Origin of the sequence: Luteolibacter rhizosphaerae (assembly GCF_025950095.1) — a bacterium.
Lineage (GTDB): Bacteria > Verrucomicrobiota > Verrucomicrobiia > Verrucomicrobiales > Akkermansiaceae > Haloferula > Haloferula rhizosphaerae.
The window spans coordinates 278,534-305,144 of record NZ_JAPDDR010000007.1; the positions used below are offsets into that span (position 1 = coordinate 278,534).

Genomic DNA, 26,611 nt, shown 5'->3' on the forward strand with positions numbered 1-26,611 from the left:
GTACCGCGGCCACTGCTACGTTCCGGCCTTGCGCTGCCGCCCATCGTCCGTTACCCCGCTCCCCGCCATGCCCGTCGCAACTCCCGCGCAATACCGCGCCATGCTCGATGCCGCCCAGAAAGGTGGCTACGCTTACCCGGCCATCAACGTCACCTCGATCACCACGATCAACGGTGCGTTGCGCGCCTTTGCCGAGGCCAAGTCCGACGGCATCATCCAGGTTTCCACCGGTGGCGGCGAGTTCGCTTCCGGCACTTCGGTGAAGGATGCCGCCTTCGGTGCGATCGTGCTGGCCGAGGCCTGCCATCGCCTGGCCGAGAAGTACGATGTCCTGATCGCGCTGCACACCGACCACTGCCACCCGGCGAAGGTCGAGGGCTTCCTGAAGCCGCTGCTGCAGGCCTCCCGCGAGCGCATCGCCGCTGGCAAGGGCCCACTGTTCCAGAGCCACATGTTCGACGGCTCGGTGGTGCCGCTGGACGAGAACCTCAAGATTTCCCAAGAGCTGCTCAAGGAGTGCGCGGAGCTGGACATCATCCTCGAAGTCGAAGCCGGCTGCGTGGGTGGTGAAGAAGACGGCCACGACACCTCCGGCCTGCCCTCCGACAAGCTCTACACCACGCCCGAGGACATGGTGCAGGTGTACGAGGCGCTCAGCCCGATCGGCCGCTTCCTCTTCGCCGCCACCTTCGGCAACGTGCACGGCACCTACAAGCCGGGTGCGGTGAAGCTGAAGCCCTCCATCCTGCGCGATGGCCAGAAGGCAGTGACCGACAAGCACGGCGCGGCAGCGGAGATGGACCTGGTCTTCCACGGCGGCTCCGGCACCTCCGAGAGCGACCTGCGCGAGACCCTGGACTACGGAGTGGTGAAGATGAACATCGACACCGACACGCAGTATGCCTTCACCCGCCCGATCGTGACGCACATCTGCCAGAACATCGAAGGCGTGCTGAAGATCGACAGCGAAGTGGGCGACAAGAAGACCTACGACCCGCGCTCCTACCTGAAGAAGGCCGAGCTGGGCCTCTGCGAGCGCATGAAGGAAGCCTGCAACGACCTGCTCTCCGCCGGTAAGACGATCTTCGGAACCGTCTGAGCGAGATCCTTTGAAGAAGGCGGACCCGGTGACGGGTCCGCCTTTTTTGTTTGGACCGGAAAGGACGCGATCGATGAGATCTTCGTCACGATGGTGAGACGGTATCGGGAGGGAGATCACTTGGAGATCGGGCGGATCTACCATGAGGCAATCCATCGTCTCGCCGCGGCGGACTACACGCCGGAGCAACTGGCCGCATGGTCGAACGGGAAGATCGATTGGGAGAAGTGGCGGGAGCGCTGCGAGAGGAAGCAGCCCTTCGTGAAGGAGATCGAAGGCGAGGTGGCGGGATTCATGGAAATGGATCCCGACGGGCACATCGACTGCACCTATGTGAACCCGGTCTATGCGCGGCGTGGGGTCATGTCGGAAATCATGGCCGCGGTGAAAGCCGAGGCGGAGCGCATGGGCATCAAGCGGCTATTCGCAGAGGTGTCGATCACGGCGCGGCCCTTCTTCGAGAAGCACGGATTCGTGCTAGTGAGGGACAATCAGGTGCTGATCGGAGATCAGATTCTGATCAACTTCATCATGGAGTCCCGATTCGTTTCCGATCCGGGATGACTGGAGGAAAATATCAGGTGGGAGCAGAAATCATGTAACTTCGGAAACCGGAATGCCAGAATGGGGAGGAACAATCCCATTCCTCTATGATCCGGTTCCTCGTTCCCCTTCTCCTCCTGATATCTCCGCTGCACGGGCTCGACTGGGTCTGGCAGTCCGTCGCCTCCGGCCCTGAAGCTGGCACCCGCTGCGCGGTGGCGGTGGATCCGGCCGGGCGGATTCATACGGTCCACACCACCGTATCCTCCGGCACCACGACGCTGACCTACTCCATGCGGCCGAACCGCGGCAGCGGCTTCAGCGCAGTGCAGACGCTCCTGAGCTCGACGCTCAGCGTCGCTCATCTGGATCTGGATGTGGGGACGGACTACACGGTCCAAGCCGCCGCCGTGCTGGGGAATGGCGATGTGGTCGTCTACGAGAGAACCAGCGGTGGCGTGCTTTCCATCCACACGGTCGCCGTGGCGGGGGGATCGACCGCTGCCACCGGGGGGGTGAGCATCGTGGCCTCGGGGAATGGTTTCTCGCGGCCTTCGCTGGCATTCACGGCGACGGATGGCAGCGCGAGATTCACGGACAAGACCAGCGTATGGGCAGCACCGGTAGCGGTGACCACGGGTGCCAATACCGGTTTCGCTCCCTCGCTGACCGACACCTATGGCGGGCTGGTGGTGCCGACGACGACTCCGCGCGCGATCTTCACCTACAGCGACACGCTGAAGCGCGTGCAAGTCTCTTACTATTCCTTGATCAGCTCTTCATGGCAGGCTCCCGTTAATGTCGCTCCCTGCCCGGCGGCCACGCGCCCGAGCGTAGATGTGCACCTAGGGAAGCTGGGGGTGGCTTATTCCTTCACGGATTCATCCGGTGAGACACCGGTTCGGGCGATCCGCTACGCGGACAATGCCAGCGGATCGTGGACGGTGCAGACGATCACGGCGGCGGATGAAATGGAGAGCGAGTTCGATTTCTTCTCATCGAATCTCGAGATGAGCTTCGATGCGACGGGCGAGCCGCTGGTGGGCTACAAGCGGGATGTCTTCGTGATCTTCGACGCCTTCACCCGGGATATTCGTTTTCGCAGACGGGTGCCTGCCATTGGCTGGGAGATGACGGTGGTGAAAGAGTTGGGGAGTGACTTCTGCGGCGATCTGGATCTGGCGACCAACGGTGCGGGAGATCCGGCGTTTGTCTTCGAGGATGATACGAACACGACGGACTCCAACTTCACTTTTGCCCGCCCATGGGCCCAGCCGGTGACGACGGATACCTCCGCAGCGTTGGATGCGAGTTACCAGCATAGCTTCGCGCCCGCGCTGGCTCTGAACCCGAAGGGAGAGGTGATGCTGCTGGCATCCGTGGCCACGCAGGCGGACTTGTTTTCGGAGCGCGTCTACCGCACCCCGAAGATTGTCACCGAGCGCCACGGGCCGGATCTGGTTACGGACGTGGGGACGACGGACGGCCCGCACTTCGCCAACGCGCTGGTCACCACGGCCAGCGGGCTCACCTACTTCGTCACCCTGCAAGGTGCGCTTACTTTTGATACGAGCGGCGAGATTCATTATGGCCAGCACTTCGGAAGCGCGGCGAATGCCACTGCACCGGTCGGCGCGGTTGTCAGCGGAGTTTTCCAGAGACAGCGGGCGAAGCGGGCTCCGTTGCGCTTGGCTTCGGATGCCACTGATCGCCTCTACCTCACCTTCACCGCGGAGGACGGCACGGGCCGACTGATCACCCGCACGCCACCAGAACCGCCACCCGGCTTGGAGACCATCCGCCGCCAGTGGTATCCGCTCGATATCATCCCCGGCGATCCGACCGGCATCGATCTGGCCGTGCGGGCGGATGGGGCTTACGCGATCTCCTACGTCGATCCCGGTGTACGCATCGTCAAGCTCCGCACGAACATCAATGTCGCCAACGGCGCGAAGCTCCTGGCGCCGGTGACGGTGAATGTTCTCACACTCGGCGCGGGAGGAACCCTGCCGCTGAATACGGCCTGCGTGATTCCGTCCTCCGGTGTTCCGCACGTGCTGACCGGCCAAGGAAATCTGATCAAGGACCTACGCTTCAACTCCAGTGGCGCGGTCTTGAGCCAGAACCTTCCGTTCGACTGTCCGGGGGCAACGGTGCGAGCCGTGGCCTCGGGGAACCGGATCGATGTGTGCGCGCACAGCACGCGGGACGGGGGCAGCCTCCACCATACACGCTTCTTCGACGGGGTGGCCACCACGCCTCAAACGCAGGGGAGATTCGTGAACACGCGCGGTGGAATGGGTAGCCTGGGTCCGGATCTCGCGATGGTTCTCGATGCCAATGGTTTTCCGGTGATCGCGTCGAGCCATCTCAGCGGAGGCTTCCCTCTGCTCACGTTCTTCGATGATGTCCTGATCTCGCGGAAGGCCGATTCGCTCGACGACGACGGAGACGGTGTGCCGCTGCTTGCGGAGAATGCCCACGCGATGGCGCGCTTCATGGCAGATGCGTCGTTGAAGCCGCGCATGGAAACCTTCACCTACAACAGCGGCGGCCTGCAGTTGGAGATGGGGGCCCGTTACCGCCATCCGAAGGTGCCGCTCACTTCCGGCGCCACCGGAGTCAGCTTGTTCGGTGAGTTCCGCTACCAGATCGCCTACAGCTCGGATCTCCAGACGTTCGCGGTGCCACCCGCCGGGTTCTTCATCAATACCGTGACCGATCCGGATCCCCAGGTGCAGGTAGGGCAACGTTTGGTCACCGTATGGGCCACGCCCGCGCAACGGGTCGCGCATCCGCGGGGATTCGTGCGGCTGGACGTGAGCCGGGATCGCTGAGCTAGGAATCCGAATCCGGGAACCGGTGCACCTTCTTTCGCTTCGGGTGGAAGGTGACCCGGCCTCCGCGAGCCTGGCGGATGGGATCGAAGAGCGAGTCCATTCCCACGCCCTTCACTTCGCAGACGATGGCCATCAACTCGCCGAGCCTGCCTTTCGGGAAGCCGCGCTCCTTGAACCAGAAGAGATACTCTACCGGCAGATCGTAGATCGGCATGCCGAGGGGCGGGACGGCGGTGCGCCCGTACTTGCCGAAGGGCATGTAGGTGCGGGCGATCTCGTTGAGGAGATTGCGGAAATCTTCGCGGTCGATGTCGGTGAGCTGGAACATCGCGTCTGCTGCGGAAGCTAGAGGATCAGCGCGAGATGGCAAAGAGCAACTGTTCCGCGCCGAAACGTTCGAGGCGACGCTCCAGCCTCATGCCGAGGCGTTTGAGTAGTGCAATGGAAGCAACATTCGCGGCTTGGGTTTCCGAAACGATCCGGGGAAGATCCAAATCGCGGAACCCGATCATGAGGGCTTCCGATGCCGCGCGGAACGCGAATCCCCTGCCCTGCCAGTCCGGCAGCAGCACGAAGGACAGCTCGGTTTCCACAGAATCGTGATAAGGCGATAACCAGATCAGGCCGATCGCCTCGTGATCCGGTGCGGGGCGGATCACGCTCAGGCCTGCTTCTTCTCCAACAATGATCGAGTCAGCGCGAAGCTCCGCCTGCGGGAGCGAAAGCGGACCGCCGAGATAGCGTCTCAGCTCCGGGTCGGTGAAGAGGCGGATGAACGCCTCGCGGTCATCCGGATGGGGAGAGAACAGAAGCGGAGCGGCGGTCACGGGATCGCTGTTACGGGAAACCCAAGGATTTTGCATTCCCATATCCGCCGCAACCCGCTTCCCTGCGGGCGATTGCCATGCCTGAAGCGAAGCCCAAGCAAGAACACCCGCTCGCGAATATCCTGATCAACGTGCTGCTGCCGGTGATCGTACTCAGCTTCCTGGGGAAGGATCCCGTGCTGCAGGAGAAGCTCGGCAAGACGGTGCGGCCATGGCACATCGGGCCGCTGTGGTCGATGGTGATCGCGCTGGCGCTGCCGCTGGGCTACGGGATCTGGCACTTCATCCAGACCAAGAAGGGCAACTTTTTCTCCGCCCTCGGGCTGGTCTCCGTGCTGCTCACCGGCGGCCTGACCCTCTACCTGTGGAACAAGGACGGCAGCGTGAAGCCGAATGCGGATATCCTCTTCGGCATCAAGGAGGGGCTGATCCCGCTGATCCTCGGCTTCGCAATCCTTAGCTCGCAGAAGTCGACGACTCCTTTGCTGCGGGTCTTCCTCTACAACGACAGTATCTTCGACATCCCGAAGATCGAGTCGAAGGTCGCAGAGCGCCAGGAGACAACCCGCTATGCCATGCTGCTCAACGGGGCGACGCGGATGTTCGCCGGTTCCTTCTTCCTGAGCGCTCTGTTGAACGTGGGAATGGCGCTGTGGTTCTTCCGCGGCTTCAATGAGAAGGCCGTGGATGCCTTGGAGAAATACAACGAGATCGTAGGCAAGCTGACGGGCGCGGGCTTCCTGATCATCGGCCTGCCGCTGATGGGAATCCTGTTCCTGATCCTGACGCGGCTCCTGAAAGGCCTGCGCGAGCTGACGGGTTTGAAGGATGAGGAATTGATGATGCCGCGGTAAGCCGGCTTCCAGTCCCTCCCCGCAAAAACAAAAAGGCCCGCGGATGCGGGACTTCTTGATCAGAATGGTTCGGCAGAGATGCCGGAACTCAGTCGACGAGATTGTCGATCCGCTGGGCCAGCTCGATGTCCGCCTCGGTCACACCGCCGGCATCGTGCGTGGTCAACACCAGCGACACCTTGGTGTAGCGGATACGGATGTCCGGGTGGTGCTGCGCTTCATCAGCGATCTCGGCGAGATCGTTGACGAAGTCGATTGCTTCCATGAATTCCTCGAACTCGACCGTGCGGGTGATCGACTTCTTTTCGTATTCCCACTCGGGGCATTTCTTGAGGGCGGAGGACAGTTCGTCGTCTTCGAGCAGGTCGGACATGGCGAGAGGGAAACGTTTGCGGCGCGAGATTGCGTTTCCCGGTTGAAGCTTGGCAAGAGAGTTTGACGCAGTTTTTTCGACATGCCGGAAGTTTGCAGGCGGAGCCTTGCGGGTGTAGGCGTAGCGCATGAAAGCGATACTGCCGGTGGCCGCTCTTTCGGCGGGAATTTTTGCCTCGTGCGCACCTTCCACTCCGGAAGGGCGGATCGCGGCGCAGCCGGGGATGTTCGCCGGGCTGCCCGCGCGCCACAAGGAAATGGTCCGACAGGGACGGATCGACAAGGGAATGAGCACCGACGCGGTGTATCTGGCCTGGGGCCGGGCGAGCCGCGAGTACGACGGCTACGAGGGCAATGCGCGAACCCTGCGGTGGGACTACAACGGCTCGACGCCGGTGTATTCCACGAACGGTTACTTCGGCGCCTTCGGCTGGGGTTATGGACGCTTCGGCCCGAACTATGGCTACGGACCCTACCACTACTACGGCGCCGGATTCGGTCCGGAAGTGACCTACGTGCCCTACCGCCGCGCCAGCGTACTGTTCCGGGATGGCAGCGTTTCCTCGTGGGAACGCACGCGGTGAAAAGGAGCGGACTCGCAGACTTGCACTCCCCGGTAATCTGGGGATGGTAGCGCGAACGTAGCCGCTATGAATCCCTTGAAACCGATCCTGCTCGCCGGGGCGGCACTTGCCGCCGGACTGCTTTCCTCCTGTACCACGACGACCACTTCCAGCTCCGGTTCGCTCGGAGCCTATCAGTCATACGACGTGCCGACCAAGAAGCCTTCGAATCCTTCCGCCGTGAAGGTGAAGGTCTCGCTGGCCAAGCAGCGCGTCTACGTGATGGAAGGCAGCACGCCGCTGATGGTCATGCCGGTCTCCGTGGGCACGCCGTCCTCCCCGACTCCGAGCGGGAATTTCACCATCTACAACAAGGTGGCGAAGAAGCGCGCGAACAGCCACGGCTACGCCTACTCCGGCAACAACGTGAAGAAGACCATGCTCTCCAGCAAGCCGGGCGGCTGGTCCTTCAAGGGTACGCCGATGCCCTACTGGTGCGAGTTCAAGCCGAACTACGGCTTCCACACCGGCTGGGTAAAGCACACGCCCTGCACGCACGGCTGCATCCGCATGCATGAGAACCTCTCGCCGAAGTTTTTCAACCTGGTGAAGGTCGGCACGCCCGTGAGCATCGCCCGCACGCAGCCGGAAGACTCGACGCTGGGCAACATCAAGCTGCCGCCGGATGCCGGTCCGCTGCCCGATTACCCGGTGAACATGTACACCGGCGACGGCTACTTCAGCCAGCACAAGGCGCCGAACTACAACTAAGCGAATCTCCAAGAAGCCCCGCCCGAAACGGCGGGGCTTTTTCGTGCTCAGGCGTCGAGCCCCAGCTTGATGGCGAGCGCGATGAGCGCGATGCCGAAGGCCCCGTCGATCCAGCGTGCAGAGCGCTCGTAGCGGGTGCGGAGAGGTCGCCACTGCAGCAGGGCCGCCCACAGGGCCCAGAGTCCGCCGCCTTGGATCACCACGATGGCAATCAGCGCATAGGGCCACCATGAAGGGTGCTCGCCGCGGAGGAAGGGTGCGCAGATAGCCGCTATGAAGACGACCACCTTCGGGTTGAAGAGATTGCAGGCGAAGCCTTTCAGGTAGGGATTGCCCGCGGGTGCCGGAACGGACGCGGATCCGCTCGCCGGAAGCGGCTTGGAAAACGCGGAGCGCAGCAGGCAATAGGCGATCCAGCCGAGATAGACGGCAGCGAGCCAAGCGAGGCCTTTCCTCAGGACGGGACTGCGCTCGAAGGCAACGGCCATCCCCGCCACTGCCAGCGAGGTATGAATCACCAATCCGGTGGCGATTCCCAAGGCCACCATGACTCCGGCCCGGATTCCTTGCGCAAGCGCGGTGCGCGTGAGGAGGATCATGTCCGGTCCGGGACTGAATTGTCCCAAGGCCATCACGAAGGCAAACAAGGCCAGATCCCGTAGCTCGCTCACGTTGTTGGAAACGATCTAGGCGGATGCGGGACGACTCGTCAGCCACGGACTACAAAACCCGCGAGGAATTTCGACTACACCTTCACGAGGATCCGCTACGTCTATGCAAGAGTGAGGAAGCGGCAGAGGCCGTTTCAATCTGATAGACGGATCCCGCTCCTCTTGTAGCTGAAGTTTACCACCACCATGGCCATCCTCACCGACCGGAAATCCCTGCGCGAATACGACGTGATCATCGTGGGCTCGGGTGCCGGGGGCGGAATGATGGGCATGCTGCTCGCGCTGAACGGCGTGAAGGTGTTGATGATCGAAGCGGGACGGAACTATGATCCGCAGAAGGAAACGCCGATGTTCAACACGCCGGACAAGGCTCCGCTGCGTGGCAAGGGAACCCAAGACCGCTTCTTCGGTCACTACGATGCCACGGTCGGCGGCGGCTGGCAGGTGCCGGGGGAGCCCTATGGCGACAAGCCCGGGACCGAAGAGGAATTCTGGTGGTGGCGGCCGCGCATGCTCGGTGGCCGGACCAATCACTGGGGGCGGATTTCGCTGCGCTTCGGCGAGTATGATTTCAAACCAAAGTCGCGTGATGGCTTGGGCTTCGACTGGCCGATCTCCTACACCGACCTCGCTCCCTACTACGACAAGGCGGAGCTGATGGTCGGCATCTACGGTTCGACCGAGGGCCTGGAAAACACACCCGACTCCCCGCCAGGGATCTTGCAACCGGCTCCGAAGCCGCGCGCCGCGGAACTGCTCATCAAGAAATACTCGAAGGGCTTGAACATTCCCGTGGTCCCCATCCACCGCGCCGTCCTAAGCGAACCGATGGACGGTCCGGCCCGAGCCGCGAAGCTTTTCCCGAACAATCCGTCGGCGCAGCGGATCGTGGGCAATGACATGTCGATGCGCGCCGCCTGCTTCTGGGCAACGACCTGTGGCCGCGGTTGCTCGATCCGAGCGAATTTCCAGAGCACCACCGTGCTGATCCCGCCAGCCCTGCAGACCGGCAACCTCGACATCATCACCGATGCCATGGTGCGCGAGGTGATGATGGATGCGAACGGCAAGGCCACGGGAGTTCATTACGTCGACAAAATCACGCGCACCGATGCGATCGCGAAGGCACGCATCGTGATTCTCAGCGCGAGCACCTGCGAGACCGCGCGCATTCTCCTGAATTCGAAGAGCGCGCTCTTCCCGAACGGTTTGGCAAACGGCAGCGGCCAGGTCGGCAAGAACCTCACCGATAGCGTCGGCTCCTCCATGGGCGGGCACGTGCCGGAACTGGAGAGCCTGCCACCCTACAATGAGGACGGTGCCGGCGGAGGTCACGTCTACACGCCGTGGTGGAACTACAAGACGCAGGAGAAGCTCGGCTTCGCCCGCGGCTATCACATCGAGATGGGCGGTGGCCGCTACATGCCCGGTATGGGATCCTTGGCGATCCTCGATCAGAAAGCGCCTGGCGTTTACGGCAAGAAGCTCAAGGAAGAGGCGAAGCGCTACTATGGCGCGGTCGTCGGCTTTGCGGGTCGTGGCGAGATGATCCCCAACGAAAACTGCTACTGCGAGATCGACCCGAACCGCGTCGACCAGTGGGGCATCCCGACCCTGCGCTTTCACTGGAAGTGGTCGGACCATGAGATCAACCAAGCCACCCACATGCAGAACACCTTCGCCGAGATCATCAACTCGATGGGCGGCAAGGCCACGCCGAAGCCCGGCAAGGAAGCGCTGAACAAACCCGGCGAAATTATCCACGAAGCCGGCACCGCGATGATGGGCTCCGACGCGAAGTCCTCGGTGGTGAACTCCTTCGGCCAGACATGGGATGTGAAGAACCTCTTCCTGATGGATGCTTCGATCCTGCCCTCGAATCCCGACAAAAATCTCACGCTGACCGTGCTGGCGCTCGCCTGGCGCTCCGCCGACTACCTGCTGGACGAAATGAAGCAGGGCAACATCTGACCGAACGACGACGATGCACGAACCCCAGATTTCCCGCCGGAGCATTTTCAAGCTCGTCGCGGCTGCCAGCGCCGCCGGTTCCCTGCTGCCCGCCGGTGCCGAGCCGCCCAAGCCGCTTTCCAAGCACGTCAACAATCCCTTCAGCGATCCGGATTACAACAATCCTACGATCCCATGGGACAAGCCGATGGTTGCCTCCGAGCTCGCGACCCTCACCGTGCTGGTGGACCTCATCTTGCCTGCGGACGAGGAGTCACCCGCCGCTTCCGCCATCGACCTGCCGGACTTCCTGAATGAATGGGTCGGCGCTCCCTACGCCGAGAACCGGGAGGACCACGACACCATCCGCGGCGGAGTGAGCTGGATCAATACCCACGCCTACAAGCTGCACGGCAGGGAGTTTAAGGACCTCGCCGAGGCCCAGCAGACGGCGATCCTCGATACCATCTGCGATCCCGCGAAGGCGGCTCCGGAACTGGCCTACGGTGCACGCTTCTTCCAGAAGCTGCGCATGCTCACCCTCGGCGGCTACTACAGCCACCCCGCGACGTGGAAGGCCTTGGGCTACGTCGGGAACGTGCCGATCGCCGGACCCTATCCGGGCGTGCCGGAAGAGATCATCAAGATGCTGGGGCTGGAGGGGCTTTGACGGCCCATCACATCGCCTTCACGGCCAGCACGTAGGCGAGCACCGCCTTTTCGTCCTCCGCTGCGAGACCGGCGTGGCGGATCATTTTCGGCATCACGTCCTGCCAATCCTCGGTTTCGACCTTTTTCGGGAGCATGTAGTGGTGGCACTGACCACACTGCAGGATGTAGGTCTCGTTCCCGCGCTTGAGCACGTCGATTGAGGTCTTGCTCTTGGCTGCCATTTCAGGCGTGGGATTCGGCACCTCGGAAATCCCGCCTTCTGCCGGCTCCGGGCCGCCTGCCATGTCCCCGCTGGCCGGGATTCCCGTGCCGCCACAGGAGGCCAAAATCCACGTCATTCCCACTGCGGCGAACCATCGATGCATGGCAGACGTTAGGACATGGCACCGGCGCTGCTCAACTAGCAATCCCGTCCCGTGCGCCGCTTTTTGCCGGTACGGGGAAGCTTTTTGACATTTTTTTCCCCGCTCCTAACCTCCGCGCCGCGAGCCGGAGGAATGCCTCCCCCGCGAACCTTTGTTCCTAGCCATCAGTCATTTAAAACCCGGCGCCGCTAGATCTCCCATTTCAATCGATCGATTTTAAGAACATGCACCTTTATCAGGATTACCTGGCTGAAATTGAGGACCGCAAAGCCGCAGGTTTGCATCCCAAGCCCATCGATGGCGCCGAACTTCTGGCCGAGATCATCGCCCAGATCAAAGACCCCTCCAACGAGCACCGGAAGCAGTCGCTCGATTTCCTGATCTACAACACTCTCCCCGGCACCACCAGCGCGGCCGGCGAGAAGGCTGCCTTCTTGGAGGAAATCATTCTCGGCAAGTCGGTCGTGGAGGAAATCTCCCCCGCCTTCGCCTTCGAACTGCTCTCCCACATGAAGGGCGGGGCATCCATCCAGACCCTCCTTAATCTCGCGCTCGGCGAAGACGCCGAAATCGCCAAGCAGGCCGCCGAGGTGCTGAAGACCCAAGTCTACCTCTACGACGCCGATACCGCGCGCCTCAAGGCCGCCTACGAGGCTGGCAACCCGGTCGCGAAGGAGATCTTGGAAAGCTACGCCGCCGCGGAGTTCTTCACCAAGCTCCCGGACGTTCCGGAGGAAGTCCAGGTCGTCACCTACATCGCCGCCGAGGGCGACATCTCGACCGACCTTCTATCCCCCGGCAATCAGGCCCATTCCCGCTCCGACCGCGAGCTCCACGGCAAGTGCCTGATCAACGCGGAAGCGCAGGAAACCATCAAGGCCCTGCAGAAGCTCCACCCCGACAAGAGCGTCATGCTCATCGCGGAGAAGGGCACCATGGGCGTGGGCTCCTCGCGCATGTCGGGCGTCAACAACGTCGCGCTCTGGACCGGCAAACAGGCCAGCAAGTACGTGCCCTTCGTGAACATCTTCCCGGTGGTCGCGGGCACCAACGGCATCTCCCCGATTTTCCTCACCACCGTCAGCGTCACCGGCGGCATCGGCCTCGATCTCAAGAACTGGGTCAAGAAGACCGACGCCGAAGGCAAGGTGGTCAAGGACGCCAACGGCGAACCGATCCTGGAGCAGGCCTACTCGGTCGAAACCGGAACCGTTCTCACCATCAACACCAAGGAGAAGAAGCTCTATGGTGATGGCAAGGTGCTGGCCGACGTCTCTTCCGCATTCACCCCGCAGAAGCTGGAGTTCATCAAGGCAGGCGGCTCCTATGCCATCGTCTTCGGTAAGAAGCTCCAGACCTTCGCGGCTGAAACGCTGGGGATCGAAGCCCCCGTCGTCTTCGCTCCCGCCAAGGAAGTGTCAAATCCGGGACAGGGTCTCACCGCCGTCGAAAAGATCTTCAACCGCAACGCCGTCGGCGTGACTCCCGGCCTGACCTTGCATGCCGGCTCCGATGTCCGGGTGAAGGTGAACATCGTCGGCTCACAGGACACCACCGGCCTGATGACCTCGCAGGAGCTGGAGGCCATGGCCGCCACCATCATTTCGCCGACGGTCGATGCCGCCTACCAGTCGGGCTGCCACACCGCTTCCGTTTGGGACAAAAAGGCGCAGGCCAATATCCCGAAGCTGATGTCCTTCATGCAGCGTTTCGGGCTCATCACCGCCCGCGACCCGAAGGACGGCTATCACGCCATGACCGACGTCATCCACAAGGTGCTCAATGACATCACGGTGGACGACTGGGACATCATCATCGGCGGCGATTCCCACACCCGCATGTCGAAGGGTGTCGCCTTCGGCGCGGACTCCGGCACCGTCGCCCTGGCTCTGGCCACCGGCGAAGCGACCATGCCGATCCCGCAGTCCGTAAAGGTCACCTTCAAGGGCACGCTCAAGCCCTACATGGACTTCCGCGACGTCGTCCACTCCACCCAGGCGCAGATGCTGAAGAAGTTCGGCGAGAACGTCTTCCAAGGCCGCATCATCGAGGTGCACATCGGCACCCTGCCCGCCGATCAGGCGTTCACTTTCACGGACTGGACCGCCGAGATGAAGGCCAAGGCGTCCATCTGCATTTCGCAGCCCGAAACCCTCATCGAATCCCTGGAGATCGCGAAGAACCGCATCCAGATCATGATCGACAAGGGCATGGACAATGAAGGCCAGGTCCTCCAAGGCCTGATCGACAAGGCCGACAAGCGCATTGCCGAGATTCGCTCCGGTGAGAAGCCGCCGCTCGCTCCCGATGCGAATGCCAAGTATCACGCCGAAATGGTCGTGGATCTTGACATCATCGACGAGCCGATGATCGCCGACCCGGACGTGGACAACGAGGACGTCTCCAAGCGCTACACGCACGACGTGATCCGCGGACTTTCCTACTATGAAGGCAGTAAGTCGGTGGACCTCGGCTTCGTCGGCTCCTGCATGGTTCACAAGGGCGACCTCAAGATCGTCGCCAAGATGCTCAAGAACCTTGAGGAGGCTCAGGGCAAGGTGGAGTTCAACGCGCCGCTGGTGGTCGCCGCGCCGACCTACAACATCATCGACGAGCTCAAGGCCGAAGGCGACTGGGCCATCCTTGAGAAGTATTCCGGTTTCGAGTTCGACGACAACGCGCCGAAGACCGCCGCCCGCACCGAGTACCAGAACATGATGTATCTCGAGCGCCCCGGCTGTAACCTCTGCATGGGCAATCAGGAGAAGGCCGAGAAAGGTGACACGGTCATGGCCACCTCGACCCGCCTCTTCCAGGGCCGCGTCGTGGAAGATTCCGAGCGGAAGAAGGGCGAGTCTCTCCTCTCCTCCACTCCCGTCGTCGTGCTCTCCGCCGTCCTCGGCCGCACGCCGAGCTTGAACGAATACAAGGCTGCCGTGGAAGGCATCGACCTCACCGCCTTCGCCCCACCGGTGAAGGAGTTGGTGGCGGCCTCCTGATGCAGGGATCGCGGGTCGACAGCCCGTAGTCACTTTACCGGCTCTTGGGTCTTTGAGGCTCAAGAGCCGCTTTGCGTAGTCCGGGAAGCCTCTGGAACTTTCCGGGCGCTGTTGTATGGATAGTTTCCTATGGACACGCTCCGCACGTTCAAGACCGGCTCCGGTGCCGATGGCAAATTCTACTCCCTGCCCGCTCTCGCCGAGCAGGGCTTTCCGAATCTTAAGAAGCTCCCGGTGTCCATCCGGATCGTGCTGGAATCGGTGCTGCGCTGTGTGGATGGCCGGAAGGTGACCGAGAAGGACGTGGCCAACCTAGCCAACTACAACGCGAAGACCCCGGGCGAATACGAGATCCCCTTCACCGTCGCCCGGATCGTCCTGCAGGACTTCACCGGAGTGCCGCTGCTCGTCGACGTGGCCGCCATGCGCGATGCCGCTGTGAAGCGCGGTGCCGCTCCCGAGAAGATCGAGCCGCTGGTCCCGGTGGATCTGGTGGTGGACCACTCGGTCCAAGTTGACTTCGCCGGTTCCCAACTCGCACTCGACCGCAACATGGCGATCGAGTTCATCCGCAACCGCGAGCGCTATGAGTTCCTGAAGTGGGGCCAGCAAGCCTTCGAGACCTTCTCCGTGGTGCCCCCAGGCATTGGCATCGTTCACCAAGTGAACTTGGAATTCCTGGCGAAGGGCGTGCTGTCCAAGGACGGCGTTTACTATCCCGATACACTCGTCGGCACCGACTCCCACACCACCATGATCAACGGCTTAGGTGTCGTCGGTTGGGGCGTGGGCGGCATCGAGGCGGAAGCCGGGATGCTCGGCCAGCCGGTGACCTTCTTGGTCCCGGAAGTGGTGGGTGTTTACCTCCATGGCGAGCTGAAGGAAGGCGTGACCGCGACCGACCTGACTCTGCGCATCACCCAGATGCTCCGGAAGCACGGCGTGGTCGGCAAGTTCGTGGAATTCCATGGCCCCGGGGCCAAGGCACTTTCGCTGCCGGACCGCGCCACGATCGCGAACATGGCCCCGGAGTATGGCGCGACCATGGGCTTCTTCCCGGTGGATGACGAAACGATCAACTACCTGCGCGGCACCGGCCGCTCCGAAGAGCTCTGCGCCACGGTGGAGAACTACTACAAGGCTCAAGGCCTCTTCGGCATCCCAGACAAAGGCGAGTGCGAATACACCGACCTGCTCGATCTCGATCTCTCCAGCATTGTTCCTTCCGTGGCCGGGCCAAAGCGCCCGCAGGACCGCATCGATGTGACCGCACTGCGCGAGACCTTCGACACGCTCTTTGCGGCCCCAGTGGCGAATGGCGGCTTCGGTCTCGCCGCGGAGCAACGCGAGAAGCGCGTGAAGCTTTCGATGCGCGAAAAGGCCGGGGTGTCCGTGGACTCGCTACTGGCCACCGATGGCCATCACAAGCCCTTCGAAGGAGCCCCGCGCAATGAAGTCGAAATGGTTTCCAATCGCCCGACGCCCGATGCGGTCGATCCCGATCTCTTTGAAGGTGGTCCGGTCGATCTCGAACTTGGCCACGGGTCAATCCTCATCGCCGCGATCACCTCCTGCACGAATACCAGCAACCCGAGCGTGATGATCGCCGCGGGCCTTGTGGCCAAGAAAGCGAATGCGCTCGGCCTAACGGTTGCTCCTTACGTGAAGACCTCGCTGGCCCCCGGCTCGCGCGTCGTTACGGATTACTTCGAGGCTACCGGCCTGCAGAAGGAGCTCGACCAACTCGGCTTCCAGACGGTCGGCTACGGCTGCACTACCTGCATCGGCAACTCCGGGCCACTGCATCCGTCCATCGAAGGTGCCATCTCCGAAGGCAACCTTGTCTGTGCCTCGGTGCTCTCCGGCAACCGCAACTTCGAGGCCCGCGTGCATGGCTCGATCAAGGCGAACTTCCTGATGAGCCCGCCGCTCGTCGTCGCTTACGCCTTGGCCGGTCGTGTCGATATCGACCTGAGCACCGAGCCGATCGGCAATGACAAGGACGGCAACCCGGTTTTCCTGAAGGACGTGTGGCCGAGCCAACAGGAAGTGAAGGATCAGCTCGCGGGCGCGCTGAAACCTGCCGTCTATCAGAAGCTCTACGGTGATCTCGATTCCGCCAACCCGAAGTGGGGCGAGATCTCCGGTAGCACCGGCGCGACCTATGGCTGGGACGAGGCCTCGACCTACATTCAGTCCCCGCCCTTCTTCGATGGCGGCGCGACCGTGGTGGGCGATATCCTCAACGCCCGCCCGCTCGGCATCTTCGGCGATTCCGTCACCACCGACCACATCTCCCCGGCAGGTTCGATCAAGGCGACCTCGCCCGCGGGCAAGTATCTGCTCGAAAACGGCGTGGAGAAGGCCGAGTTCAACTCCTACGGCGCACGCCGCGGCAATGATCGCGTGATGACCCGCGGTACCTTCGCCAACGTCCGCATCAAGAACCTGATGTGCCCGGGCATCGAAGGCGGCTACACCCAGTACTTCGGCGAAGGTGAAGTCTCCGCTCCGGACCAAACCATCGAAGCAGTGGCCGGTGCGAAGCCGACCTTTATCTACGACGCCTCCATGGCCTATCAGGCCGATGGCACCAAGCTGATCATCATCGGCGGCGAGGACTACGGCATGGGTAGTAGCCGCGACTGGGCAGCCAAGGGCACGCGCCTGCTCGGCGTCTCCGCCGTGGTCACCAAGTCCTTCGAGCGCATCCACCGCTCGAACCTGATCGGCATGGGCGTGCTGCCGCTGAACTTCATCCACAGCGATGACTATGACCGCGTGAAAGGCCTCGCCGAAGCCCGCTTCGACATTACCGGCATCGGCGGCGAGCTGAAGCCGATGCAGGATGCTCTTCTCATCGCCCATCTCCCGGATCACTCCCGCGTCGAGTTCCCGCTGAAGGTGCGTCTCGATACCCCGGCGGAGGTGGACTACTACCTCGCCGGCGGCATCCTGCCCTACGTATTGGATCAGATCCTGGAGGGCTGACCTTTCCTCGTTGCGATAGACTCCCGAAGGCCGCTCCCGCAAAGGAGCGGCCTTCTTGTTCTCCAAGCACGGACGAACTTGAGTTCAGGTCGATCCATGAAAGCCTTGCGCCATGTCCTCAATCAGTCGCCGGAGCTTTATCGGCCTTTCTGTCGCAGCCCTGCCGGCATGGGGTCAGGGGAAGTCTGCAAACTCTTACCTGAAGCCCGGTGATGCGGGCTATGAGGCCGCGCGGCGACCTTTCAATTCAACCGTCTTGCTCAAGCCTGCGCTGATCGCTTGTTGTCGGACCGAAGCCGATGTCTGCGCGGCGGTGAAGCATGCAAAGGATGCCGGGCTCCCGGTGGCGGTGAAGAGCGGCGGCCATGCTTTCCACGGGTCCAGCCTGAACGAAGGCGGTTTGTTAGTGGAGCTGTCGGGAATGGCGAACCGCTTGTTAGAGAAAGACACCAAGCGCTTCACGGCGGGGCCCGGACTGAAACTGAAGGATTGCTACTCCTGGCTGCTGGAACGCGGGCGGCTGCTCCCAGCCGGTTCGTGCGGCGGGGTGGGCTTGGCCGGCCTTACGCTCGGCGGCGGCTATGGTCTCTTCTCCCGCGAGTTCGGCCTCACCTGCGATCATCTCACCCAAGTGCGTCTGGTGGACGGGAATGGCGAGATCCGCGACTCCCGCGACGAGCCGGAATTGCTCTGGGCCTGCCGCGGCGGCGGGAACGGTAACTTCGGCATCGCCACGTCCTTTACCTTCGAAACGCAGATCGCCCCGAAGACTCTCGCCAGCCGGAAATTCACCGCCAAGGGACTCGACACGCCGGGCTTGGCCAGGCGGTTGGAACGCTGGTTCGAGATCGCGACAAGCCTGCCCGAGCCATGCTTCTCCGCGGTGATCCTGAACGGGAGCCAAGCAACGGTATTGCTCTCCTCCACCAAATCGGCGGAAGGCCCGGCCTTTGTGAATGCCACGAAGGCTTTGCTTCAGAGCGGCTTTGGCTCCAAGGGGCCGGTCACCAAACCGCTCGGCATCGCGATCGGCCGCTATGAAGGACGCCCTGGCCCCCTTCCCTTTGATAATGTCTCGGCGGGTTTCTACCGCGGCTTCGAAGACCTGAGGTCGGCAGCGGGAGGGATCTGCGCCACGGTGAGGGAGACGCCCGGACTGATCTTCCAAGTGAATACTCTGGGCGGTGCCATCACGCGGGGACCGGACTCTGCCTATGCCCATCGCGAGCTGCCTTTCCTGGGTGAACTCCAAGCCTATTGGGAGAAGGGAACGATCCCCACGAAGTTGGCTGCGGGCCATGCCTCGGTGCGCCAAGCACTCCATGATGCGGGAATCCGCCGGCACTATGGAAATTATCCCGATCCCCGGATCACTGACTGGGCCACCGCCTACTATGGGGCCACCTATGCCAAGCTGCAGGAAATCAAAGAGAAGCTCGATCCCGAAGACCGCATCCGGCACCCGCAGAGCGTGAGGCTTCCGAACGCTTGATGAGATACTTTAAAAAAACTTCAGGATCTTTTGAACGTTCGTGAAGGCCGACGGTCTACTCTTATGAAGACCACGCACTGCGTCAGTCTTCATGTAAGGGTGAACAGCACAACAAGTCGGATTCCCTGCTCATGGGTGTGGGCGCAAAAGGGTTGATGATTTAGGGCCGCCAGGGGTGGGACCTTGGCGGCCTTTGCTTGTACCCGGAGCACCGCGAAATCGCGGCTTCAGCGACCTTGAAAAAAATCCTCGGAAACTTTGAACGTCCGGGATGCTGAAGAGTCTATGATCATGAAGACTGCGCCACGCGTTAGTTTTCATGTAAGGGTGAACAGCACAAAATCGGAAGCCCCGTCCATGGGTGTGGACACTTAAAGGGTCGAAGATTCGGGCCGCCAGGGGTGGGACCTTGGCGGCCTTCCCTTGTACCGCTATCGCGTCTGGAGCGCGTCCGAGCTCAAGGCTCGATCACACGGAATCCGAGATCCGGGCGACGAAGATCCCGGGAATCCACCCACTCCCGCGCCAGAGCGCCGGAGGAAGCATTCTGGAAGGAGCCGCCGATAACGACCCAGCCCTTGTCACCCAAGGGATTGGCGGGATTGATCGCGTTCGAGGCCGTCCATTCGGAAACCGAGCCAGCCATGCCGTTCAGGCCCGAAGGCGTACGGTCCGTCGGAGGGATCTGCTTCACGGAACTCCATCCGGCTGCGCGCAGCGACTTGGGATCCGGCAGATTCTGGCGTAGGGCGGCGAACCACTCTTCCTGCTCCGGCAGGCGGCAGCGCTTCCAGTTGCAGTAGGCCAGCGCGTCCCACCAATCGACATTCACCACCGGGCAGTCCCGGCTCATCGCACGGCCTTCCCATTGGCCACCCGCCTTGGCGGCGGAATACATTCCGGTCCAGTTCTCGGGCTCGTGGCCGTACTTGCTATCCGGCTGATCCGGCGAGTCGTAGGTGCCGCGCCGTTCCTCCGGCAGGCTGGCGAGAGCGGCGAGGAAATCGGCATACTCTCCGATTGTCACCTCGTGCCCGGAGATCGTGAAGGCTCCCAACTGGACCGTGCCGCCATCCGCCAAGGGATGCGCACCTCCCAGCACGATGACCGAGCCGGGATACTGGCCTGACAAGCTGTCGTTGCCGTTTTTTCCCTTCAGCGCGATCACCCCGATTCCGACGACAAAGGCTGTGGCGATCACGCCAAGCACCATGGGCAACGGCGACTTGCGGCCGATGGCCCGCGCCGTGGCGGGGGCGGCCGAATGCGGCGGGGCAGGCTCGGTGAGTTGCTGTTCGATTTGCTCCGCATAGGAGCGGACTTCCGTCCAGGTCATCGTGCGGCCCAGGTTCTCGCCCCGCATCCAGGCGAAGAGGGTGATCATCCGCGAGGCCCCGGGATGCCCGTCTGCCACCAGATGCGGCAAGGTGCGGCCCAAGGTGAGAATGTCATCCGCGGACAGACCCGGCGGGCGGTCGCCTGCCCGGGCGAGATTCGCGATGCGAACGACGCCGTGATCATCGAGGAAAATGTCGTCCGGACCGAGCGGTGCGCTGGAAATGCCTGCACCCTCCAAGGTCATGTTCGCCTCCGCCACGCGTCGCAGGATCTGCGCGACCTGAACCGGTCGCAGCGATTGCCGGGCATTCATGCGGTCCTCCAGGTTGGTTCCCGGCAGCCGCTCAAGGGTCGCGTAGCAGTGCTCGTCGTTGGATACCGCTTCGTAAACCGAGCCCAGCAAGGGGTGATCCACGGCAGCCTTCACGCGGATATCTCCCAAGAACGCTTCCCGCCGATCAAAGGCGGACGGCTTCAGCTCGAAGAGCGTGACCGAACGGTTGATCGAAACCTGATCTGCCTGCCAAGTGAGCGTGACGCGGCTTTCCCCGATCAGGGCCAAGAGTCGGTAGTCGCCCAGCAGGGTGCCGGCGCGGGAGCTGGAGTCATCCATGGATCAACGTGAGGGCAAAGGGGGAATCGCTCCGTCCGGCGAGTTCAGGTCGGGCATGACCGGAGGAGTGCTGTCATCAAGCGGCGGGAGCAGAGGCATCTCCGAGTCGAATTGCTCGAATTGCGGGATCTCACCCTCGCTCGGCTGGACAGCGGAAGAGCCGTGCGAGGCCAGATGCCGCGGGTAGGGCTGCGTATCGATGAGCTCGTTCTTGTAGAAGATCTTCACCACCTGACCGTAGTATTTGCGCTTCCCGAAGAGTAGCTCCTGCTGGCTGTCCTGTGGCGGCAGGAGATAGGTCACGCGGAGCTGTTCTTCGCCTCCCACGAAATCGAGATCGCCGGTCACCCACTTGTAGTCCGTGGTGCAGAGTCCTTGGGCCGCGGGAACGATCTCCTTCTTCCCGTCCTTCATCATCGCGTCGAAGAAATTCACCTCCACGGCGAGATCCTTCGGATTGATCTCGGCGCCCGGGGCCGCTTGGACAGGGATGGTGAGCACCGTGCGCTCGCCGTCTTGGAAGGCCTTGTCCGGGAAGATCACCGGGCGACCGACCACGAGCTTGTCGCGCATCTCGTCCGGCATCGCAATGCCATCGCGCAGTTTCTGGGCAGCCAGCTCGTAGAGCGCCCCGGCACCGCTGATGCCCATCTGGAAGACAGCTTGGTAGGCATCGGCAGCCTGGTCAGCCAATCCACGGTCATAGGCGGCCATGTCTTCGTAGAGCAGGCCGAGTTCGTAGAGCACGTTCGGATCGTTCGGCGCGGTGGCGCGAGCTTCCTCCAGCTTGGTGACCGCGGTGGCTACGTCCGAGGCGATGCGGGCGGTGCGGGCTTCCTGTACCAAGCGCTCCACCACGGGATCCGCGATCGGGGGTGCACCCAGCGGCCGGGCCGGGGGCAGCGGAGTGGGCTCCGGCGGCGGCGGCAGAGCCGAGGCTCCCGGCGCCTTGGCAACGACAGGCCCCGCAGGTTGCACGGCAGCCGGAGTCGCGGCCACGGTGATGTACTTGGTCACCACCTTTTCTTCCGTCCTGACCTCGCGGGCCTTCTCCATCCGGACGGCCAAGGCCACGCCGCCGATGAGAATCTGGGAAAACGCAAGCACTCCCAGCCCCCAGCAAGAGAGGCGGAAAGTCAGCTCGGAATGGCGGATGTTTCCGGACATGGCCCCGACGCTAGGGAGTCCGTCGGCATGACGCAAGGCGGGAGGATACGTGCTTATCCAGAACTTCAGGCTTGGATTTCGGGCCCTCCCGGCCGATGCCTGCGCCCGTGAAGCAGGAGGCTACCCGAACAAGCGCCATGCCGCTGGAAGGCATGGCTCCGGTCGAGGTGGCGGCAGCGCTTTCGCACCTTTCCGGGCTGGTTTTCTTCGATACGTCGGGCCACCTGCCGGCAAGCTACGGGGCCCCGGTTTCCGTGATCGCGGCCCGGCCACAGCGGGTGCTTCAGGGCTCGATCCACAAGCCCGCCGACCGAGCGGAGCTGGCCGCCGTGCTGGAGCAGGGCTCGTCGGCACCTCTCGGCGACCGCGGTTTTCCGCTGGGCGGGCTCTGCGGCTGGGTCGGATATGCGGGGGATTTCGTCTTCGGGGACTATCCGGAGATGCTCGTCTTCGACCACCGCAGCGGGAGCTGGCACGAGGTGGGATCTCTCTCTGCCGAACTGCGGATGCCTGCGCCGGAAGCTCCGGTGATCGGAGAATTCCAAGCGCTGATGAGCCGCGAGGAATTCACGGGGGGCGTACGCCGGATCCACGAGTGGATTGCAGCCGGGGATATTTATCAGGTCAATCTGACCCAAGCTTTCCGGGCCCCGGTGCAGGGCGACCCTCTCTTCAGCCTCTATGAGACCCTGCGCGACTGCTCTCCCGCCCCGCTGGCGGCGTATCTTGCGCTGGACGGCAAGGAGGTGCTTTCCTCGTCACCCGAAACCTTCCTGCGGATATCCGGTCGCGGGATCGAAACGCGGCCGATCAAAGGAACGCGCCCGCGGCATGCCGACCCGGATGAAGACCGGCGCTCGGCCTACGAACTGCAAACCAGCCCGAAGGAGATCGCGGAGCTGGTCATGATCACCGACCTGCTGCGCAACGATCTCGGCCAGGTCTGCGAATTCGGCAGCGTTTGCGTGGCGGAAATGCTCCAGCTCGAAACCCTCGGCCAAGTGCATCACCTCGTCTCCACGGTGACGGGCACGCTTCGCGAAGGCATCGGCCCGCTCGAAGCCTTGGCGAAATGTTTCCCGGGCGGCAGCATTACCGGGGCACCGAAAAAGCGCGCGATGGAGATCATCGCGGAGCTGGAACAGGAACCCCGGGGCATCTACTGCGGCGCGATCGGCTACCTAGGCTACCACGGCGAAAGCCAGTTCAACATCGCGATCCGCACCTTGGTGCGCGGGGGCGACGTACTCAGCTACCACGTGGGAGCGGGCATCGTGGCCGACTCCGATCCGGAGAAGGAATACGAGGAAACGCTGCACAAGGCGGCGGGCATCCGGTTGGCAGTGGCGAGATCAAAAGAACGGCCGAACGACGCCTAGCGAACTCCCGGCAGCTTATTCGTCATTCGCAAATTCGGAATTCGCCATTCCCGCTATCGGGCGAGCACCGCCTTCGGAATCTTCTTCTTCTGCTCACGCAGCGCACGGGCGATCCTGGGAGCCGCAATGACGCGGAGTTCGATTCGGTCGCTGGCATCGCGGGTCCACTGGAAGTGCAGGTCGCTCCGTTTGCCGCTCACTTCGATCGGGAAGACCGCTTGCCGCCGTTCGTTGGGGCGGTGCGTTTCAATGCGCTCGAGTAGGGAGAGCATCTGCTTGTCGTCGAAGCCATTCTCCGTGATCTCGCGCACCCGCTCGAAAACATAGGGAAGATATTCGACCTGGGTGTGGATTCGCACCGTCTGACGCGGGGAGTAGGCGGTCTCCAGTTCGTCCAGCATCTCCTCCGAGGTGGACTCGCCGAGTCGCTCGTATTCCTGAACCAAGCGGCGGCGGATGAGCCAGCCCAGAAGCACGGTCAGGCCCCAGACCGTCAATGCGATCAAGAGAACGAGACCGGAGAATGCGATAGGCAGGTCCATGAATCGCGCCACTATAGCGCAACCCGCCGGAAGGGAAAGGACGCAGTCTTGAAGCTCGGTAAATGCTCAGTGATCGCGCTCCCGGGCTTGGAGGAGAAAGGTCATCAGGTCCTTGATCTCCTGCTCGCTCAAGGCGCTCGTCAGCCCCGGTGGCATCAGTGAAAACTCGAGCGCGCTGCTCGCAGCAAGGTTCGCTTTTTCCACCGCGATGACCTGCCCGCCGGGGACGGCGAACTTCAAGCTGCTGGCAGTCTCCCCCACGCGAACGCCCACCAAGGAGCCTCCGTCTTTCAAATCGACTTTATAGGCAACGGCATCGGGGTTGATGGCGGCGGAGGGATCCTGAATATCGCGTAACACGGCGGCATAGTCGCGGTGAATCGTATTGCTGAGATCAGGACCGACCGCATGGCCTTCGCCATTGAACTGGTGACAGGTGAAGCATGCCGCCTTGCCAAAGAAGATCTGGCGACCCCGCTCCCAGTCGCCACCGGCAATCTCGGGAATGGTCACCTCGACCGCAGCAGGCTCTCCCGCGGGTGTAGCAAATGGCATGAAGAAACGGCCGACACCCATGGCGCGCGGGCGAGGATCGATCGAGGTATGGAAGGTGATCTCCAATGGTGAGGCCGGGGTCGGCAAGTGGATCGAAAGCTCCTGCCAAGGATCTTGCGCCACGGTCTTGGTGAAGGACGCCTCGCCCAGCCCCTTGCGGATGACCTCAAGGCCAGGTGCCTCCAAGGCAATGGCGGCATCACTCTTCACGGTGATGGTGACCACTTCCGGGTCGGCCGCGTAGTCGAGCTTCGAGCCCGGCTGGGTAGCGGGTTGCAGCAGATGGCTGAGATTGAGTTTGGTACGGAGGTGAAGCGCCCCAGGGCGGGTAAGATCCTTGATGGCATCGGCATGAACGGCGCTGCTGCGGGTAAGTTCACCGACCACGGAGAAATCGGGATGCGGCAACCAACCCTTCCATGAGGAGCCCTCTGCTCCGCTCCAACTCGCCTCCAAGCCATTGAGAGAATGGGCAAGATCAATGGCCTGCGCTTGTGGAATGCCCGCTTCGTGGCGTGGCGCATCGAGAGTGATCGCGTAGCCGAAGGCCTCTCGGCGCGGTGCCGTTTTGATCACGATGCTGCGGCCATCCTCGCCGATCAACGCGGACTCCACCAGCACCCGATAGCGCGGCTGCGCCATCTGCCCGCGGACCACGGCGTAGCCGGGACGGATGGCTTCAAAGCGATCTCCCGCGGCGACTTGGGGACCTCCTTCGATGCGGATACGGGAAGCCAGGTCATCCCAAGCGGGACCTTCCAAAGCGCGATCAAAGCCGACGACGGTGGTGCATTCATCCGATGCCCAGGTCAGCACCGGCTGCGGAACCGTCGAGTCCATATGACGGATCTTGAACAGGCGGCCTTCGTGCGAAGGGCCCTTACCCCAATCCGGCGGTCCCGAGTGGCAGCAGATCACAAGATCGCCCTGCGGAGAGATGGCGCAATCCGTGACCAGCATGCCAAGCGCGGCGAAGAGCTGCGTGCTGGCGACATAGCCTGCCGAAGTCTTCGCCAAGGAAGTGCGCCAGAGCTTACCGCGGGATTCGCCGGTGATGATGGCGTCATGAGCCCAGAACTCTGGACCGAAACGCGGGCGGTCCTTCGCGGGACCATTGAAGCGGAAACCGCAAGTGCTCTGGTGCTGCGGGGCGAAGTCCCACACGCTGGGTTCATCGACGACATCCGGCAACAACTTCGGATGCCGCGGCGGAAAGCCGTAGTGGCGACCGGTTTGGAGATGAAGCAGTTCATCGAAGGGGTTGCCATTCGGCAACCAGGTGGCCCCTTCCTGGTCGGTGGCGAAGAGTTCGCCGTGGCGATCCCACTGGAGGGACATGATGTAGCGCAGGCCGCTGGCGAGCTGCTCGACCTTCCCATCCTTGGTGATGCGGAGAAGGCAGCCGCGGCGCTTGTCGGGAGAGTAAGCGGGTGCGCCGGTCTTCACGGCATCGGGAGCCCACACATCGCCCTCCGCCTTTTGCCAATAACCATTTCCGGGATTGGCGCTGCCCATGGTGACATACCAATCATCGTCCGGCCCGGCGGCGATGGCCATGGCGCTATCGACACGGCGGTGCATGAGCAAGGGGTCATCGCGCAGGGCGGGATCATCCCAGCCTTTCGCGACGGTCTCCCGCTTGTCGGGGATACCGTCGTGATCGGTATCCCGGAAGCGAACAATCTCATCGGCCAGCAACGCATGCGGCATGCCGTCCTTCACCACCATCCCCACCGGGTAGTTGTCGGAAGTCTCCGGCGCGAAGGTATCGAGCCAATCCTCCAGCCCGTCCTCATTCGTGTCACGCATCACATGAAAGCGCCAGTAGTACGCAGAGGAGCGGAAGCTTCATGGGTTTGAAGAGTGAACACTGTTCTATTTTTCAAACGGAAATATCCTGTAGAATTGCGACACATGAGGCAATTCGGACCAAGAGCTTAAACGCTTCGCTTGGAAATGACATCATCCCGGTGAACCCGCTTTGGCGCCACGCCGCTTGTCCGGCGAC

General features: G+C 62.5%; 21 protein-coding genes. 12 read left to right on the forward strand and 9 right to left on the reverse strand.

Annotation, left to right across the window (positions count from 1 at the left end; genetic code table 11):
- Window positions 1-67 precede the first annotated feature (67 nt).
- From fbaA to OJ996_RS15065, 3 genes are all read left to right on the forward strand, one after another.
- Entirely contained in the window at window positions 68-1,099 is a 1,032-nt protein-coding gene (gene fbaA, locus OJ996_RS15055) for a class II fructose-bisphosphate aldolase (protein ID WP_264514442.1), read from the forward strand.
- 93 nt (window positions 1,100-1,192) lie between these two features.
- A complete protein-coding gene (locus tag OJ996_RS15060) occupies window positions 1,193-1,663 on the forward strand; it encodes a GNAT family N-acetyltransferase (protein ID WP_264514444.1) in 471 nt (156 codons plus the stop codon).
- 86 nt (window positions 1,664-1,749) lie between these two features.
- On the forward strand, window positions 1,750-4,479 hold the full coding sequence (locus OJ996_RS15065; RefSeq protein WP_264514445.1) for a hypothetical protein: 2,730 nt from the start codon (window positions 1,750-1,752) through the stop codon (window positions 4,477-4,479).
- A 1-nt stretch (window position 4,480) separates the two neighbouring features.
- On the opposite strand, the gene OJ996_RS15070 is transcribed toward OJ996_RS15065, so the two are convergent.
- Both OJ996_RS15070 and OJ996_RS15075 read right to left on the reverse strand, forming a co-directional pair.
- Window positions 4,481-4,810 (reverse strand): DUF3820 family protein, encoded by a 330-nt coding sequence (locus tag OJ996_RS15070; RefSeq protein WP_264514446.1) that lies wholly within the window; start codon window positions 4,808-4,810, stop codon window positions 4,481-4,483.
- A 25-nt stretch (window positions 4,811-4,835) separates the two neighbouring features.
- Window positions 4,836-5,309, reverse strand: a complete 474-nt coding sequence (locus tag OJ996_RS15075; RefSeq protein WP_264514447.1) for a GNAT family N-acetyltransferase — start codon at window positions 5,307-5,309, stop codon at window positions 4,836-4,838.
- A gap of 77 nt (window positions 5,310-5,386) precedes the next feature.
- Between OJ996_RS15075 and OJ996_RS15080 the strand changes: the two genes are divergently transcribed.
- Window positions 5,387-6,163 (forward strand): VC0807 family protein, encoded by a 777-nt coding sequence (locus tag OJ996_RS15080; protein WP_264514448.1) that lies wholly within the window; start codon window positions 5,387-5,389, stop codon window positions 6,161-6,163.
- Between the two features lie 88 nt (window positions 6,164-6,251).
- On the opposite strand, the gene OJ996_RS15085 is transcribed toward OJ996_RS15080, so the two are convergent.
- Window positions 6,252-6,536, reverse strand: coding sequence for a 4a-hydroxytetrahydrobiopterin dehydratase (locus tag OJ996_RS15085; RefSeq protein WP_264514449.1), 285 nt, complete (start codon window positions 6,534-6,536; stop codon window positions 6,252-6,254).
- Window positions 6,537-6,663: 127 nt separating this feature from the next.
- Between OJ996_RS15085 and OJ996_RS15090 the strand changes: the two genes are divergently transcribed.
- The gene (locus tag OJ996_RS15090) at window positions 6,664-7,119 is read left to right on the forward strand and encodes a hypothetical protein (protein WP_264514450.1); all 456 of its coding nucleotides are present in this window, start codon (window positions 6,664-6,666) and stop codon (window positions 7,117-7,119) included.
- A 66-nt stretch (window positions 7,120-7,185) separates the two neighbouring features.
- Complete coding sequence (locus OJ996_RS15095; RefSeq protein WP_264514451.1) at window positions 7,186-7,869, forward strand: L,D-transpeptidase; 684 nt, start codon at window positions 7,186-7,188, stop codon at window positions 7,867-7,869.
- Window positions 7,870-7,916: 47 nt separating this feature from the next.
- On the opposite strand, the gene OJ996_RS15100 is transcribed toward OJ996_RS15095, so the two are convergent.
- Entirely contained in the window at window positions 7,917-8,540 is a 624-nt protein-coding gene (locus tag OJ996_RS15100) for a LysE family translocator (protein ID WP_264514452.1), read from the reverse strand.
- Between the two features lie 186 nt (window positions 8,541-8,726).
- On the opposite strand from OJ996_RS15100, the gene OJ996_RS15105 reads away from it, so the two are divergent.
- Together OJ996_RS15105 and OJ996_RS15110 are read left to right on the forward strand one after the other, a co-directional pair.
- Window positions 8,727-10,511 (forward strand): GMC oxidoreductase, encoded by a 1,785-nt coding sequence (locus tag OJ996_RS15105; RefSeq protein WP_264514453.1) that lies wholly within the window; start codon window positions 8,727-8,729, stop codon window positions 10,509-10,511.
- A gap of 13 nt (window positions 10,512-10,524) precedes the next feature.
- Entirely contained in the window at window positions 10,525-11,160 is a 636-nt protein-coding gene (locus OJ996_RS15110) for a gluconate 2-dehydrogenase subunit 3 family protein (protein ID WP_264514454.1), read from the forward strand.
- A gap of 7 nt (window positions 11,161-11,167) precedes the next feature.
- Here the strand turns inward: OJ996_RS15110 and OJ996_RS15115 are convergent, their stop codons facing one another.
- Window positions 11,168-11,500 (reverse strand): hypothetical protein, encoded by a 333-nt coding sequence (locus tag OJ996_RS15115; RefSeq protein WP_264514455.1) that lies wholly within the window; start codon window positions 11,498-11,500, stop codon window positions 11,168-11,170.
- Window positions 11,501-11,751: 251 nt separating this feature from the next.
- Here OJ996_RS15115 and OJ996_RS15120 point away from each other — a divergent pair, with 251 nt between their 5' ends.
- The 3 genes from OJ996_RS15120 to OJ996_RS15130 all read left to right on the forward strand — a co-directional run bounded on the left by OJ996_RS15120 (window position 11,752) and on the right by OJ996_RS15130 (window position 19,009).
- Window positions 11,752-14,526 (forward strand): bifunctional aconitate hydratase 2/2-methylisocitrate dehydratase, encoded by a 2,775-nt coding sequence (locus tag OJ996_RS15120; protein WP_264514456.1) that lies wholly within the window; start codon window positions 11,752-11,754, stop codon window positions 14,524-14,526.
- 129 nt (window positions 14,527-14,655) lie between these two features.
- Window positions 14,656-17,517 carry an aconitate hydratase gene (locus OJ996_RS15125; RefSeq protein ID WP_264514457.1) on the forward strand — a complete coding sequence of 954 codons (2,862 nt, stop codon included), beginning with the start codon at window positions 14,656-14,658 and terminating at the stop codon, window positions 17,515-17,517.
- Between the two features lie 112 nt (window positions 17,518-17,629).
- Window positions 17,630-19,009, forward strand: a complete 1,380-nt coding sequence (locus OJ996_RS15130) for an FAD-binding oxidoreductase (protein WP_264514458.1) — start codon at window positions 17,630-17,632, stop codon at window positions 19,007-19,009.
- A gap of 457 nt (window positions 19,010-19,466) precedes the next feature.
- Here the strand turns inward: OJ996_RS15130 and OJ996_RS15135 are convergent, their stop codons facing one another.
- Both OJ996_RS15135 and OJ996_RS15140 read right to left on the reverse strand, forming a co-directional pair.
- Entirely contained in the window at window positions 19,467-20,960 is a 1,494-nt protein-coding gene (locus OJ996_RS15135) for an SUMF1/EgtB/PvdO family nonheme iron enzyme (protein ID WP_264514459.1), read from the reverse strand.
- Window positions 20,961-20,963: 3 nt separating this feature from the next.
- Window positions 20,964-22,127: a hypothetical protein gene (locus OJ996_RS15140; RefSeq protein ID WP_264514460.1), complete on the reverse strand. Its 1,164-nt coding sequence runs from the start codon at window positions 22,125-22,127 to the stop codon at window positions 20,964-20,966.
- A gap of 95 nt (window positions 22,128-22,222) precedes the next feature.
- On the opposite strand from OJ996_RS15140, the gene pabB reads away from it, so the two are divergent.
- Window positions 22,223-23,506 carry an aminodeoxychorismate synthase component I gene (gene pabB / locus OJ996_RS15145; protein ID WP_264514461.1) on the forward strand — a complete coding sequence of 428 codons (1,284 nt, stop codon included), beginning with the start codon at window positions 22,223-22,225 and terminating at the stop codon, window positions 23,504-23,506.
- Between the two features lie 53 nt (window positions 23,507-23,559).
- Here the strand turns inward: pabB and OJ996_RS15150 are convergent, their stop codons facing one another.
- Window positions 23,560-24,048: a hypothetical protein gene (locus OJ996_RS15150; RefSeq protein WP_264514462.1), complete on the reverse strand. Its 489-nt coding sequence runs from the start codon at window positions 24,046-24,048 to the stop codon at window positions 23,560-23,562.
- 66 nt (window positions 24,049-24,114) lie between these two features.
- Window positions 24,115-26,412, reverse strand: a complete 2,298-nt coding sequence (locus OJ996_RS15155; protein WP_264514463.1) for a c-type cytochrome — start codon at window positions 26,410-26,412, stop codon at window positions 24,115-24,117.
- Window positions 26,413-26,611 lie beyond the last annotated feature (199 nt).